12 protein-coding genes are annotated in these 13,684 nt (G+C 64.5%); 8 read left to right on the top strand and 4 right to left on the bottom strand.

What is annotated here, in order from left to right; genetic code table 11:
- The first annotated feature begins 288 nt into the window (after window positions 1-288).
- A complete protein-coding gene (locus ACSC1R_RS02850; protein WP_439027562.1) occupies window positions 289-1,446 on the top strand; it encodes a hypothetical protein in 1,158 nt (385 codons plus the stop codon).
- A 164-nt stretch (window positions 1,447-1,610) separates the two neighbouring features.
- Here ACSC1R_RS02850 and ACSC1R_RS02845 read toward each other — a convergent pair whose 3' ends face one another.
- Complete coding sequence (locus ACSC1R_RS02845) at window positions 1,611-3,347, bottom strand: histidine kinase N-terminal 7TM domain-containing protein (protein ID WP_439027561.1); 1,737 nt, start codon at window positions 3,345-3,347, stop codon at window positions 1,611-1,613.
- Window positions 3,348-4,063: 716 nt separating this feature from the next.
- On the opposite strand from ACSC1R_RS02845, the gene pan2 reads away from it, so the two are divergent.
- The 5 genes from pan2 (at window position 4,064) to ACSC1R_RS02820 (ending at window position 9,537) form a co-directional block, all read left to right on the top strand.
- Window positions 4,064-5,305, top strand: a complete 1,242-nt coding sequence (pan2, locus tag ACSC1R_RS02840; RefSeq protein ID WP_439027560.1) for a proteasome-activating nucleotidase Pan2 — start codon at window positions 4,064-4,066, stop codon at window positions 5,303-5,305.
- 61 nt (window positions 5,306-5,366) lie between these two features.
- On the top strand, window positions 5,367-5,840 hold the full coding sequence (locus tag ACSC1R_RS02835) for a pyruvoyl-dependent arginine decarboxylase (protein WP_439027559.1): 474 nt from the start codon (window positions 5,367-5,369) through the stop codon (window positions 5,838-5,840).
- A gap of 59 nt (window positions 5,841-5,899) precedes the next feature.
- Window positions 5,900-6,295 carry a DUF5811 family protein gene (locus tag ACSC1R_RS02830; RefSeq protein ID WP_439027558.1) on the top strand — a complete coding sequence of 132 codons (396 nt, stop codon included), beginning with the start codon at window positions 5,900-5,902 and terminating at the stop codon, window positions 6,293-6,295.
- A gap of 141 nt (window positions 6,296-6,436) precedes the next feature.
- Complete coding sequence (locus ACSC1R_RS02825) at window positions 6,437-7,198, top strand: ABC transporter ATP-binding protein (protein WP_439027557.1); 762 nt, start codon at window positions 6,437-6,439, stop codon at window positions 7,196-7,198.
- On the top strand, window positions 7,195-9,537 hold the full coding sequence (locus ACSC1R_RS02820) for a lysostaphin resistance A-like protein (RefSeq protein ID WP_439027556.1): 2,343 nt from the start codon (window positions 7,195-7,197) through the stop codon (window positions 9,535-9,537). Before ACSC1R_RS02825 ends, ACSC1R_RS02820 begins: the two co-directional genes overlap by 4 nt.
- Before the next feature lie 318 nt (window positions 9,538-9,855).
- On the opposite strand, the gene infB is transcribed toward ACSC1R_RS02820, so the two are convergent.
- Window positions 9,856-11,667 carry a translation initiation factor IF-2 gene (infB, locus tag ACSC1R_RS02815; RefSeq protein ID WP_439027555.1) on the bottom strand — a complete coding sequence of 604 codons (1,812 nt, stop codon included), beginning with the start codon at window positions 11,665-11,667 and terminating at the stop codon, window positions 9,856-9,858.
- A gap of 195 nt (window positions 11,668-11,862) precedes the next feature.
- Here infB and ACSC1R_RS02810 point away from each other — a divergent pair, with 195 nt between their 5' ends.
- Both ACSC1R_RS02810 and ACSC1R_RS02805 read left to right on the top strand, forming a co-directional pair.
- Window positions 11,863-12,108, top strand: a complete 246-nt coding sequence (locus tag ACSC1R_RS02810) for a PRC-barrel domain-containing protein (RefSeq protein ID WP_439027554.1) — start codon at window positions 11,863-11,865, stop codon at window positions 12,106-12,108.
- Window positions 12,109-12,573, top strand: coding sequence for an NOB1 family endonuclease (locus ACSC1R_RS02805; protein WP_439027553.1), 465 nt, complete (start codon window positions 12,109-12,111; stop codon window positions 12,571-12,573).
- Here the strand turns inward: ACSC1R_RS02805 and ACSC1R_RS02800 are convergent.
- Both ACSC1R_RS02800 and ACSC1R_RS02795 read right to left on the bottom strand, forming a co-directional pair.
- The gene (locus tag ACSC1R_RS02800) at window positions 12,570-12,707 is read right to left on the bottom strand and encodes a CopG family transcriptional regulator (RefSeq protein WP_439027552.1); all 138 of its coding nucleotides are present in this window, start codon (window positions 12,705-12,707) and stop codon (window positions 12,570-12,572) included. The genes ACSC1R_RS02805 and ACSC1R_RS02800 overlap by 4 nt on opposite strands.
- A 68-nt stretch (window positions 12,708-12,775) precedes the next feature.
- Window positions 12,776-13,600, bottom strand: coding sequence for a lysostaphin resistance A-like protein (locus tag ACSC1R_RS02795; protein WP_439027551.1), 825 nt, complete (start codon window positions 13,598-13,600; stop codon window positions 12,776-12,778).
- Between the last annotated feature and the right edge of the window lie 84 nt (window positions 13,601-13,684).

The raw sequence follows: 13,684 nt of genomic DNA, 5'->3' as shown, positions 1-13,684 counted from the left end.
GGAAACTGTCGCCTGGTCCAGACGAGTCGATGAGTCACAGTGCATCGAGACGCCCGGGAAAAACGACAGCCAGCCGCGACGGAACGTCCGGCACGACAGGGTACGATTGGACGGGCCCAGCATCCTGTTTCCTGTCTGGAGTGCCGACCCAGACGAGTACGATCCTCGATGCATCGGGGGAGTCTGGTCTCGATACCGGCTGTAACTCACGCCATCGTGTTGGACCAACGATATAAATCCGGCAACCGATGCAGGGCTTATTTCAGCGCCCCAGCGGGAGGTACGTCAATGACAAACGCGTTCGCAGACAGGACCCTCGCCGAGCACCGACGTGTTTTCGAGAAGATCTGGTGGCAGAACCCCGAGCGACAGAACTGGTCGTCCTCGTCCTGGTGGTTCTTTCTCCTGTTCCCGGAGGGCGAGGAGGGATACGGTCCGAGACAGCTCATGTTCTCGGTCGCTGCCTGTGTGGGTGACCAGTCCCGTGTGAACGACCTTCCGCCCAATGGAATGGACGCTGACCGCCCCGTCGCCGACGGTGTGGACAGATTCGACGCGACGACGGTCGGCTGGGCCGGCGACGAGGACCAGGTCCACGACCACGTCGTCAGGCAACCAGCCGAAGCGGTGCTCTCTCGCGAGGACCAGCGTCTCGACGCCTGGGCTGAGCGCGAGGACGGCACCAGACGCGGAAGCGAGATTACAGCGCTCTCGGACCGCCTCGGGCTGCGAGCGCACGTCATCGGTGACGACGCCGAGGCGGAGTTCGAGGCCTGGGGCGACCTCGACTCGAAGATGACCGCACCACACCACTCGATGGACATCGACACACCGCTGGGTGGCGCCGAGGTCGTGGCCTGGCGACAGATGGAGTTCGAAGGGGAGTTCGACCTGCCCGACGGCCCCGAGACGCTGTCCGGGTCGTGTTACTTCCAGCGGGTGTGTTTCGACATGCCGCTGATGCCCTGGAAGTGGATCTGGGCCATCTTCCCGGACGGGACCTCCTTCTCCGTGTTGATCCCGTTCGTCGGGCCACACCTGTTCCGACGGGGCTACAAGTTCTTCTCCTCGGACAGACTCGAACGCCTGACCATCCCCCTTCGACAGAACGGGTTCTGGAACTGGGGCTCGAAGGAGGGGCACGTCGAGTTCGACAGGATTTCTGTCGAACCACTGCTGGGCACTGGCGAACACCCTGACTTCGACGTGCGCGTCGAGAACGAGGCGGGCGATTACGTGCGGTTCGTCGCCCAGACCTACGGCCATGCGCGAAACTGGCTCGACCGGCCGAGGTTGGGTGGTCGGCTCGCGTCGCACTGGAGTTACAACGAGTTCCTGTTCCGGATAACCGGCCTCGCCGGACGCGTCGGCGGGACGACAATTGACAGCGAGTCGTTAGGTACCGGGTTCGGGACGCTGGAGTACAGTACCGGGCTGGGTCTGTGAGCCACCGGGCGGTCCACCATTTCGACGAGCAGTTGTGCTAGCGGTGCAAGAGACAGCGCGCGAATCGGGTACCGACCACCGGCCAGCTGGGGAAGAACTGATTCAGAGGGCTGGGTCTCTCGAATCAAGAGTAGTTATGCTCAGTTGTTACGTAGTCATCTATTTCATTTGGTCTGTTGCATCTCCGAATCAGTCTGACTTTCAACCCCTGAGATGACGATGCGAATACCAGAACCTGCAGTCTCGTCGAGTCGGACAGCCCAGCCGTGGGCCTGTACCAGCGTCCGAATATTGGGTCCGATCATACCGGTTTCGTGGTTCGGAACTGGTGTGCCATAGCTGAAAAACGACTCCTCATCCTCAGCATCGACCTGCCCGCCATCTGACTCCAGTACTATCTCATCACCGCTCAGCTCGATTTGCAACCTCGAGCCCCCGGTCTCCTTGACGAGGCGAATCGCTTGCCTGACGAGCTCTTTGAGTCGACCAGCGTGGGCCTTAATTTGGCCATCACTCGTGTTCACAACTGTCACTCCCTCGTTGTCGGTGAACTGAGTTCCCTCTAACACTGTCTGGTTGAAATCGATATACGGTGGATTCTGGACGTTTTTAGAATACCGTGCCATGACGGTCATGTCCTCGATGATGCGAAACATCTGATGACTGGTCGATATTGCCGTTTCGATCGATCGTGTCAGGGATTCGTCCCCATTGCGAAGAATCCCGTCAGCGATGAGTTGGACGTTCCCCTGGATGATGGTAAGTGTATTCCGAAGTTCGTGTGAGATTGCGGCAGAGAAACCATCGAGTTGGTCACCCTGACGAAGTAGTTCCTCGCGCTGTCGGTGGATAGTCGTCACGTCAGTGCACACGATAATCTCGCCCATTCGATATGCACCGTGTCGAATCTCAGCAACAGACGGAAGAAAAACACGCTCTCTGCCTTCTCGTTCGTTTGTAAAGAAGTGCTCGGCTGATAACCCTTCACCTTCAGTCTGAAGGTGAGAGACGCCTCTAAGCTCGGGAAGGACTTCAGTGATAGGGACACCGGTACTCCATCGAATCTCTGGGAACTCTTCTGCAGCGCTTTCGTTGAAATCACGGACTACATCAGTATCGTCGACGAGGATGATAGGCTGATTGAGTGCATCGAGTAAGTCGTGATGTCTGCTCCATCTTGCCCGTTCGAAGGTCTCGTTCGCGAATAGAAATGTGCCGAGAGCGAACGCTGCAACGCCGAGAGGCTCGTACGACAGTGAGAGCAACCCTGCCACCTCGAGGTGGCCAAGCGCATCGAAAAGAACGGGGACCCAAGCCAGGCCGATTAACACGAACAGGGGCCGAGTTTCGACTGTCGAGCCCGAGAGCATGTGAAAGAGCATGTAGAAGCCGATTGCAGAGAGCGAGTACGCGAAGGCGGTCGTTCCCAGGTGGAGTCCCTCCTGACTCACGGACAGATGCGGGAAGGGGTTTTGGACGAATTGAGTCTGTACGTACAGGCCGTGGATGGGGTTCGAGAGCTTGACCAGAACGATGGCTCCGAATACGAGGAGTGCGAGGCGGCGGTAGCGCCGCTGACGATGGTATACCTCACCGGTGTACGCCGATACGAAGTATAACCAAGCTCCGACAGCCGCGAGGCCGACGACGAGTTCGAACAGGAAGACGAGGTTGCTTATCGTGGGGTCTGGAACCAGGAGTCTGAGGGCCGTCCCTGTCGCCCAGAATCCGGAAAGCACAAGCAGATATTGGAGACCGAGACGGGTGTCGCGGTGCTGGAGTCGTTCCGTCAGTCCCGCCGCGAGGAAACACGCCAGTGCTGTGACTCCAAAGACCGTCACGTACGCGGCTTGTGTCCACCCGAAGTACTGAATAAAAACCAGCTGATCGAGTATCTTCATTGAATTCCCTCACCGCCCCCTGCGAGATGCATTCTTGCCAGAAAATAAGCGGTGATTGATAGATAAGGATATCACACGCCAGAACGGGTGTTTACGGTAATCCGACAGGGCGGGGTAGAAAAGTTGGGAAACAGACATTTTTGTAGTGTGTGGACCCAGTACGTGGAAGATCTTTCTTTCCACACTTGCACTCCCGGTCTGTCGGCGCATTCGGCGAACAGACACCGAAACGAACGAGAGTCGATTGCTGACTGCATCCCCTAGCTCTTGCATGCCGATTGTCTCCACTGCTGAGGGCTTCGACAGAGCTGGTTGTTCGAGTTTCGCGGCTTCATTCTCGTCCGATTCGATTGCTGGTACTGGTGGTAGCGAGCAACGTGCTCGCGCCGATGGTGGGACCGCCACCGCCCCGCTCAGCACCGAAACCACACCACGCCCTCCCCAGCCGACTCCAGTGCTCGTTCCGCGAAGCTCCACTGCGCGCTTCGTCCCTCGCGCGCTTCTGTCGGCGGCCTCACTTCGTTCGGACCGCAGACCGCGCGCGCCACTCGGATGGCCGTGTTCCTTGCGCCCAAACCGAGGTCCTGCGGTCGCCGCGACGGCCCAACGACCGTCGACCCACACCCCGAGCACATCGACGAAAAAGAACCTTTTGGACAGCGCACTCTCCCCAACCCAAAGGCTATTTTACGCGCCACGCATACGACCGATAACTCATGTCCCGGAGTCCTTCGTTGCCCGACCGCCCCCGGCTCGACCTCGACCCGGAGATGTCGGACGACGAGCGTCTGATGGCTCTCAAGAAGCACCTCGCCGACGTCTCGCAGGTGCACGAGCAGCTCTCCTCTCAGCTCGAATCGGCCCACGGCCGTCGCGAAGACCTCAAAGAGGAGGTCGACCGCACCGAACGCGAGAACGAGGCGCTGAAGACCTCGTCGCTGTACATCGCGACCGTCGAAGAGCTCGAAGAGGAAGACCAGGAAGCGGTCGTAAAACAGCACGGAAACAACCAGGAGGTCCTCACGGACGTCTCCCGTCGCATGGCCGAGGAAGTGCAGGCCGGCGACCGCGTGGCGGTGAACGACTCCTTTTCCATCCAGACCATCCTCGCGAACGAGACCGACGCGCGGGCACAGGCGATGGAGATCGACGCGAGTCCCGACGTGGTGTACGAGGACATCGGCGGCATCGACGAGCAGGTGCGCGAGGTGCGCGAGGCCGTCGAGGAGCCGCTCATCGACCCCGAGAAGTTCGAGGCGGTCGGCATCGACCCGCCGTCGGGCGTGTTGCTCTACGGCCCGCCGGGTACCGGGAAGACGATGCTCGCGAAGGCGGTCGCCAACGAGACCGACGCGACGTTCATCAAGATGGCCGGCTCCGAACTCGTCCGCAAGTTCATCGGCGAGGGCTCCCGGCTGGTCCGTGACCTGTTCGAACTCGCGACCGAGCGCGAACCCGCTATCATCTTCATCGACGAGATCGACGCCATCGCCTCCAAGCGGACGGAGTCGAAGACCTCCGGCGACGCCGAGGTCCAGCGCACGATGATGCAGCTGCTCTCGGAGATGGACGGCTTCGAGGCGCGTGGGAACATCCGCATCATCGCGGCGACGAACCGCTACGACATGCTCGACCGCGCCATCCTGCGGCCGGGCCGGTTCGACCGCCTCATCGAGGTACCCGAGCCGAACCACGAGGGCCGCGAGCAGATATTCGCCATCCACACCCGGAAGATGAACGTCTCCGACGACGTGGACTTCGGTGCGCTCGCCGACCGCACGGGCGGCTACTCCGGTGCCGAAATCGAGAGCGTCTGCACGGAGGCGGGCATGTTCGCCATCCGCGAGGGCCGCACCGAGGTCCGCGAGGTGGACTTCACGGAGGCGCTCGACAAGATAGAGCGCGACGACGGGAGCGAGTACGTCCCGTCGGCCGGGCACGCGACGTACCACTACTGAATCCGGGACTGCTGGACTCGCAATCGCAACCCCCTTTTCGCCGTAGCGTTTCTCCCCCGCCATGGAGCCGATTCGCATCGTCTGGGGCCAGGCGACCGGCCCGACCGAGATGTCCTCGTACGACGCGGCGCTCGCCGAGGCCGGCGTGGAGAACTACAACCTCGTCGCCGTCTCCTCGGTGATTCCGGCCGAGGCTGAAGTCGAGGTCGTCGGGACCGCGCCGGACCTGGGCCCGGTCGGGGAGCGACTGACCGTGGTGCAGGCGCGGGCGACGACGACCGAGCCGGGGCACGTCAGTGCGGGGCTGGGCTGGGCGCAGTCGCCACAGGGCGGGCTGTTCTACGAGGCCTCGGGCGACACCGACGAGGCGGACGTAGACGAACGCGTCCGTCGCGGACTTGCAGCCGGGCAGGAACTGCGAGACTGGGCGTTCGGCGAGCCACACGTGAAAGTCGAGAGCGCGGCGGTCGAGCCGGGAACCTACACGACGGCGGTCGTGCTGGCGGTCTATGGCACCAGCGAGCCGTTGCTCTGAGATTGCAGTAGCCGAACCCTTTTTATTCGTTCTGCCACTACGGACGGTAGCGAGTTTTTATGAACGGAAACAATCCGTACGCCGGACTCCCGGGCAGTACCCCGGCCGGGAAACGCGCAGACGCGGACGTGCCGGAACTCTCCCCCGACCAGACGCGGGCCCTGCGCCGCGACGTGACGGCCATCGCGGCACGCACCCGGGAGTTCCTCCCGGACGAGTACGTCGTCAACGGCGACGTCACACAGGGTGTCGGTGGGCCCCAGGCGACGGTCGCGGTCCGCCCGCCGGCGGGTCACCCCGTCAGCGCCGGCTTCACGCCGAACCTCGACGAGGCGAACGACGACTACTGCATCGACCCGGACGAGCAGGCGGAGGTCGCACGCGGTCTCGCCGCCTCGGCGGCGCTCCAGGTCAAGCAGGCGATTCAGGACTCCGTGACGCCGACGGCGCGATAGAACCAGCCAGCTCCTCGACCTCTCGGCGCACCGGTTCACTTCCGCGTAAGGTCCCGTTCTCGGCTCTCGTACTGTCCTAACTGCCGCGTAGCAACCTGTAGGAGCATATGAACTATTTCTCCCCGTGTCCATTCTCTGTCCATGATACGGGGCGAGGAGCAACTGGCGATAACGGCGTCCGGGCTCCGGAAGGTGTACGGCCCGGTCGTCGCCGTCGAGGGGCTCGACCTCGCCGTGCCCCGGGGGACCGTCTACGGGTTCCTCGGACCGAACGGGGCGGGAAAGACGACGACGATGGGGATGTTGACGACGCTGGTGCCGCCGACGGCGGGGACGGCGTCCATCGTCGGCGTCTCGATAGCGGACCGCGAGGGTGTGAAACCGAACGTCGGCTACCTGCCGGACGAGCCACCGCTGTACGACGAGTTCACGGCACGCGAGCAACTCGCATTCGTTGCGGACCTGCGCCAGCTGGACCCGGACGCGGCGGCCACGCGTATCGACGCGTTGCTCGACCAGGTCGGGTTGGCTGACGTGGCGGACGAACGGATAGAGTCGTACTCGCGGGGGACTCGCCAGAAGGTCGGCCTCGTCCAGGCGATGTTACACGAGCCAGCGGTGCTGTTCCTCGACGAGCCGACTAGCGGGCTGGACCCGCGGGCGGCGCGCGAGGTGCTGGACCTCATCGACGGGCTCGCCGACGGCGGGACGACCGTCTTCCTCTCCTCGCACGCCCTGTCGGTCGTCGAGGAGCTCGCCGACGTCGTCGGCGTACTCCACCTCGGCACGCTCGTCGCAGAGGGGACGCCCGCGGAGCTGACCCAGCGCGTCGCCGACGGCGAGCGCTCGCTCGAACGGGTGTTCCTCGACCTGACGGCCGACCAGTCGGAGGCGGTGAGATGAGCGTCCGCGGTAGCGGCGCGACCGTCGCGTGGCGCATCGCCACCGCCGAGGTCCGCCGACAGGGGCGGCGCTACATCGGGAGTCGCCACCACGAGGCGTTGTTCGTGCTCGCGCTGGTGCTGCTCGCACCAGTCCTGGTCGTATTCGTGCAGGCCGCGGTGGCGGTCGGTCGGTCGCTCGCAGCCGGCGACCCGACCACGGTCAGTGCGGCCCGGTACTACCTGCCGGGCGTCGTCATCTTCGTCGTCGTTCTCGGCGCGATTCAGGCCGGTCGGCGGGTGCTCTCGCTCGACGCCAGGGAGATGATGCTGACGGCGGTCCCGGTCCGGACACTGGTCCGTGGACTGTTGCTCGCCGACCTGTTCGAGTGGGCCGTCGTGTTCCTGACCCCGGCGACCGTGCTGGTGCTGGCGGTGGCCGTGGGGGCTGGCTCGCCGGTGCTCGCCGTCGTCGGGACACTCGCGGTCGTCACACTGTTCGTCGCGGCCATCCTGTTCGGGTACGCGCTCGGCCTGCTGGTCAGACTCGGTCTTCGACAGGTTCCACTGCCCCTGTCGGTGCGTTCGGTACTCGGTGCGCTCGGGGGCGTGACGGCGGCGGTCGTCGCTGGTGGCCTCGTCGCGTTCGCCGGAAGCATCGCGGTCCACGGCCCGGCACCGACGGCGACCGCGGGGACCGCCGAAAGTGGCGGCGGCATCGCGCCCATCTCGCTCCCGGTCGCGTCACTCCCGGCCGGTGACCCGCTCTCGCGGCTCTCGTGGTACGCGGACTTGCTGTTCGTCGGCACCCCCGCCGTCGAGACGTTGACGACGGCGACCGTGGTCGCGGCCGTGGCGGTCGTGTTGACTATCCCCGGTAGCCTGACCGTCATCTCGGTGTTCTCGCCGGGGTTCTGGTACGGTGACGCGCCGCTGTCAGGCGACGGCGGAACCCGGACCGGCTCGCAGTCGGTCGCCTCGTCCTCACCCACTCGCCGGGTCGCGACCCGGCTCTGGTGGCGAGCCGTCCGCGCCCCGCACCGCCACGGGTTCGTGTTCTACTACCTGTTCGCACTCGGGACGCTTCTGGTCCCGGCCGTCGTGTACCCCGCGATGGCGGTGACGCTGGTCGGCGCCTCGTTCGTCCTGCTCGGCGTCTGGCTCGCCGGTGCGCTGTTCTGTCTGAACCCCCTCGGTGAGGAAGAGGAGATGCTCGCCCAGTTGCTGCTGGCGACCATGCCGGCCGCCGTCTTGCTCCGGGCACGCATGCTACTGGGCGTCCTCGTCGGCGTCCCGCTCGTGCTCGTCGGGACGACGTTGCTCGCGCTGGGCCCGCTCTCGGGGGTCGAGGCCCTGACTCTCGGCGTCTACTGGGTCGCGCTCACACTCGCCAGTGCCTCGTTCGCCCTCGGTGTCGGGTCGCTCACCCCCCGGTACACGCCGGTGCGGCTGTTCGCCCGGGTCGAGAGTGTCGCGCCGTCGGTGACGGCCATCGTCTACCACCTCGTCGTCACGACGGTTCTGGTCGCCGCCGGTCCGGCACTGGTGCTCGCCGACTTCGACCTGATACTGGTCGACGGTTTCCTGCTCGGCCTGCTGGTGCTCGTCACCGACGGGTCGTACCGATACGCCCTCGAATCGTTCGAGGCCACCGGGCGAGACCCCGGGCGCGTCCGCTGGTCGCGCCGCCTCGCGGTCCACCTCGCGGTCGGCGTCGCGGTCATCGGGTCGCTGGTCTCCTCGGCGGTCGGCCTGGCTGCCCTCGTCCTCTTGCCCGGGCAGGGCGTCACCGACCTCGTCTTGCTGTTCGTCGCAGGGTACCTCGGCTACCTGCTCGTCGTCGTTCTGATACTCGAAGGGTTCGGGGACGGTATCCGCGGGATGGACCTCTACTGGCTCTCGGATTCGGACATCAGACACGTCATCCTCGGTATCGCCGCGACGGGGACCGTCGAGATGGGCGTGGTCGCGATGGCCTGGTACTTCGACCTCCCGATGGCCGAGGAGACGCTGACCGCGTACGCGGCCGTCGGCGGGACCGGACTCTTGCTCTCTATCCTCCCGCTCGTGTTGCTCGTCAACGGGCCCATCGAGGAACTGATGTTCCGCGGGGTCGTTCAGCGCAACCTCGACCGCTCGTTCACGACGGCCGGAGCGGTGATGGTCGGCTCGGCGGTGTTCGCCATCGCCCACCTGCCGATGTACTCTGGCACCCCTGCGGCGGTCGGGATGGCGCTCGCCCAGCTCTTTGCCGTCTCCATCGTCTGGGGGACGGTGTACGCCCGAACCCACAACCTCGCGGTGCCGATGCTCTGTCACGGCGTGAGCAACGCGCTGGCGGTCGCGCTGTTGCTACTGTGAACGACGTCGGGGGTGGCGTGACCCGACGACGGCAAGACTGGACGACCTCGCGGCCCGGCACGGCCGACCCCGCGGCGAAACGACCGGTCGTCTCGACCTGTAACGCCAGCAGGAGGTGCGTCGAAGAGTAATAAGCGCCAGTACAGCGAAAGCCAGCAGACGATGTGCCTGCATTCGATAGGTGCACATGGGTTGCGTCAGTGGCGGTCCTCCGTGTTCGGGGGAGCACGGCAGTCGTCCGTTGGCCGGCAACCTCGCGGGTGTGTCCGGGGAGTCGAACAGGGGTGGCCGAAGTGAAGACGGGTCGACCCGCTGGGATTACTTACCCCAGAACGGGTCGACCTTGCGCCGTTTCTCGAGGTAGAACGAGAGCGCCTCGCGTTCGTCCATCGGAATCTCCTCTTTGAGCTCTTGCTCCAGAATCTTCGCGTGCTTCTCCGGGAGTTCGATCCAGAGCTCGTCGTTCTCCTCTATCTGTCGCCCGACGGTCGGACCGTCGATGGCGACGGAGACGCGGTTACCGGCGCGGGCCTCGTCGACGTCCTCCCCCTGCTCCTGGATACCCTTGATGGAGCCGACGCGTTTCGGGTCGTTGCCCTCGAACTTCACGACGTTCTGGTTCTTCCGGAGGGTGCCCGAGAGGATTTCCACGCCGACGACCGCGGGGTTGTTCTGGCGGAAGGTGTGGTCGGGCAGAATCTGGAACCGGCAGGGGCGGGCGATGTTCTGCAGGACGGTGTCCTGCTGGGCCTGCTTCGTGCTCTCGACGAACTCCTCGTACTCCTCGATGAGCTGGTAGATGACGTCGTCCGTGTAGATTCGCACGTCGTCGATATCGGCGCGGTTCTCGGCGTCTTTCAGCACGTCGACGTTGAAGCCAAGGATGGTCCGGTGGAGGTCGTCGTCGGCCGTCGAGGCGACGCTCACGTCGCGGGGGGCGATGTCACCCACTTCGGCGCGGACGATGGGAATCTCGGCCTCTTCGAGGGCGTTCGCCATCGCTTCGAGCGACCCGAGGGTGTCGGCCTTGACGACCACGCCCTCCTCCTGGGTGGAGACGGCGACCTCGGCGAGTTCGGCCTGTACCTCGGCGACGACCTCGTCGAGGTCGCGGTCGCCGACGACGCGGACCGGTGCCCCGGACATCGCCTTGTCGAGGTCGGGGGCGGCGACCTTGATACCGGCCGCGGCTTTCACCTCGTCGACGCGCTCGAACCGGGACTCGGTGCGAATCTCGGCGAGCGGTCGCGGCTGCAAGAGCGCGCGGACCTCGGTGACGATGGGTTCGTTCTTGCTGCCGACGACGATGGTGTCGTCCTCGCGGATGATGCCGTCGTAGAGGACGAGGTCGATGGTCGTCCCGAAGCCGCGTTCCTCTTTGACTTCGAGGACGGTCCCGACGCCGGGGCCGGTCACGTCGATGGCCATGGCCTCTTTCATATAGCGCTGGGAGAGGCCCATCATCACAGCCAAGAGGTCCGGGATGCCCTCGCCGGTCATCGCGGAGACGGGGACGACCCCGACGTTCTTCTGGAAGTCCTGGACGCGCCAGTACATGTCCGCGGAGAAGCCGTTGTCGGAGAGTTCGCCGATGATGGAGTAGAGCCGCTGGTCGAGGTCGTTCCGGACGCGGTCGGACTGGGCCTCGTACGTCTGCTGGATGGGGGCGTCTTCGTTGGCGTTCCAGCCGGGGACGGTGTCGACCTTGTTGGCGGCGACGATGAAGGGTGTCTGGGTGTTCTGCAGGATGTCGATGGCCTCCAGCGTCTGGGGCTGGAAGCCGTCGTTCACGTCCACGACGAGGACGGCGATGTCGGCCAGCGCGCCACCGCGCGAGCGAAGCGTGGTGAACGAGTGGTGCCCGGGTGTGTCGATGAACAGGAGTCCAGGGAGGTCGAAGTCGTCGGGGTCGACCAGCGACCCGGCCATCTTCGAGACGACGTCGAGCGGGACCGCGGTCGCACCGATGTGCTGGGTGATGGCGCCCGCCTCGCCCTCGATGACGGCGGAGCCGCGAATCTTGTCGAGGAGACTGGTCTTGCCGTGGTCCACGTGGCCGAGGACGGCCACGATGGGTGTCCTGAGCGTGTTGGATGCTGTGTCGGTTTCGGAAGAATCTGTATCAGACATGGCGAACACCCTAGAAGGTTCTTATCTGAGAGTACTCAGGACGGCATTTAATTCCATCGTCACGGTCGTCAGGTCCTGTGACGCGTCGACACGGTATCGGACGTGTCCGCCGGTTGTCTGGTCTGGCGGTGTCGAGTCGGGCGCCGTGCGACGGTCCCCGTGGCGTTTATTAGCACCCGTCGGGAAGAAGGTGGTATGTCCGACATACTCGCGGAGAACCTCTCGGGGAAGTCCGTCATGGGCTCTGACGGGACGGAACTCGGGATGCTGTACAACATCACGATGGACCTGAAGAGCGGCCGGCTGAACGACCTCGTCGTCGAACCGGGCGAGGAGACGCCGACTCGCGCTATCGACTACAACCGTGACGAGGCTGGCCGATTCCGCGTCCCCGTCGACCGCGTGCAGGCCGTGAAGGATTACATCGTCGTCCAGCGGTAAATGTACGTTCTCGACACTTCCGCGTTCATCCACGAGTATCACACCACAAACGATACCGCGACCATCCCGCTCGTCCGGGACGAACTCGAAGACGAGAGCGTCTACCGATACGACGCGATGGAGGGTGCGGGGATGCACGTCCACATCCCCGATTCCGAGACGACCGAGCGCGTCCGGCGAGCGGCCAAAGAGACCGGCGACCTCGACGTGCTCTCGGACACCGACGTCCGGCTCGTCGCGGCCGCGTTCGAACTCGACGGCACGCTCGTGACCGACGACTACGCCATGCAGAACGTCGCCGAGAAACTCAACGTCACCGTCGAGGTCATCGCCCGCGAGGGCATCGACGAGCGGCGAGACTGGCGCTTCCAGTGTGCGGGCTGTGGGCGTGAGTTCGACGAAAACAAGGACCGCTGCCCCATCTGCGGGAGCGCACTCTCCCGGAAGAACCCCTCGAACTCCTAGTTCTCGACCTGTTCGAGGCCGCGTTCGATGAGCTGTCGGAGCACCGCCTGTTCCGTGAGGTCGTACTCGTGAGCGAGCGCGTCGATTCGGTCGCTCACGTCCTCACTACAGACGATGGAGTACCGCTTCGTCATACAGAAAGGTGATACGTCACCGAGAGCGAAAAAGGTTCGTCAGACGGCCGTAAGACGGTTCGAGCCGGTCAGAACAGCGCAGTAAGTGCTGTGAACGCTGCGTCTGGAGCCTCTCTCGTGAGGTCTGCGTACCTGCTGGCGAACGAGAGCGCGTTGTACGCGCCGTGGATGAACGCCGGCACGAGCACGTTCCCCGTCCGGGCGTACACGCCGCCGAGGACCAGCGAGAGGACGAAGATGACCGAGAGCGAGGCCGCCATCGCGCCGATGCCGCCGCCGGTCGAGTACGCCGGGATGTGGACGAGTGCGAAGATGGCACTGGCGACGACGACCGCACCGACCTTGCTGAAGTGCCTGTACAGGGACTTCTGGATGACGTTGCGGTAGAGCAGTTCTTCGCCCGGGCCGATGACCAGCAACGAGAGGGGAATCAGGGGGAGCAACAGCGCCGGGTCGCCCTCTGCTGCCTGCTGGGAGGTGCTGTGCTGAGCGGTCGAGAGTCCGAGGAGGTCGAGGAGCGACACGACGGCCACGAAGCCGAGCAGCAGGATGACGAAGCCACCGATGGCCCAGCCGACGTCGCGTAGCGACGGGAACCGGAGGTCGACGAACGACCAGTCCAGGTCCGAGTACCGCAGGTACGCCAGCGCGATGGTGAGCGTCCCCAGTCCGAGACTGAGCACGGAGATTATCTGCGCCTCTGGGCCGGTCGTCTCGATGGGACCGAAGACGGAGATGGCACCGAGGTAGAGGACCAGCTGGTAGACGACGAGGACGGGCAGTGAGGCGAACCCGAGCAACGCGAACCGGAGTACGGTCTTCGCGGTCATGGCCGCCGTCACCTTCGATGGCGGGGACGGGGTGCCTGAGCTGTCGACGAGCGAATCGTCCATACCGAGTCTATCGACCCGAGAAACATAGGCTCTCTGCTATGGTGAATAGGCCGCAGACGCCCGATACCGTCAGGGTGACTGGCC

It is taken from the genome of Haloarchaeobius ordinarius (assembly GCF_051801355.1).
Classification (GTDB): Archaea; Halobacteriota; Halobacteria; order Halobacteriales; family Natrialbaceae; genus Haloarchaeobius.
Note: the sequence above shows the minus strand (reverse complement) of the source record. Positions and strands in the feature narration are given on the sequence as shown.

Excerpts from the sequence above, each read along its gene's own strand:
- ACSC1R_RS02850 (WP_439027562.1), top strand. The coding sequence starts at position 289 with ATGACAAACGCGTTCGCAGACAGGACCCTCGCCGAGCACCGACGTGTT.
- ACSC1R_RS02845 (WP_439027561.1), bottom strand. The coding sequence starts at position 3,347 with ATGAAGATACTCGATCAGCTGGTTTTTATTCAGTACTTCGGGTGGACA.
- pan2 (WP_439027560.1), top strand. The coding sequence starts at position 4,064 with ATGTCCCGGAGTCCTTCGTTGCCCGACCGCCCCCGGCTCGACCTCGAC.
- ACSC1R_RS02835 (WP_439027559.1), top strand. The coding sequence starts at position 5,367 with ATGGAGCCGATTCGCATCGTCTGGGGCCAGGCGACCGGCCCGACCGAG.
- ACSC1R_RS02830 (WP_439027558.1), top strand. The coding sequence starts at position 5,900 with ATGAACGGAAACAATCCGTACGCCGGACTCCCGGGCAGTACCCCGGCC.
- ACSC1R_RS02825 (WP_439027557.1), top strand. The coding sequence starts at position 6,437 with ATGATACGGGGCGAGGAGCAACTGGCGATAACGGCGTCCGGGCTCCGG.
- ACSC1R_RS02820 (WP_439027556.1), top strand. The coding sequence starts at position 7,195 with ATGAGCGTCCGCGGTAGCGGCGCGACCGTCGCGTGGCGCATCGCCACC.
- infB (WP_439027555.1), bottom strand. The coding sequence starts at position 11,667 with ATGTCTGATACAGATTCTTCCGAAACCGACACAGCATCCAACACGCTC.
- ACSC1R_RS02810 (WP_439027554.1), top strand. The coding sequence starts at position 11,863 with ATGTCCGACATACTCGCGGAGAACCTCTCGGGGAAGTCCGTCATGGGC.
- ACSC1R_RS02805 (WP_439027553.1), top strand. The coding sequence starts at position 12,109 with ATGTACGTTCTCGACACTTCCGCGTTCATCCACGAGTATCACACCACA.
- ACSC1R_RS02800 (WP_439027552.1), bottom strand. The coding sequence starts at position 12,707 with ATGACGAAGCGGTACTCCATCGTCTGTAGTGAGGACGTGAGCGACCGA.
- ACSC1R_RS02795 (WP_439027551.1), bottom strand. The coding sequence starts at position 13,600 with ATGGACGATTCGCTCGTCGACAGCTCAGGCACCCCGTCCCCGCCATCG.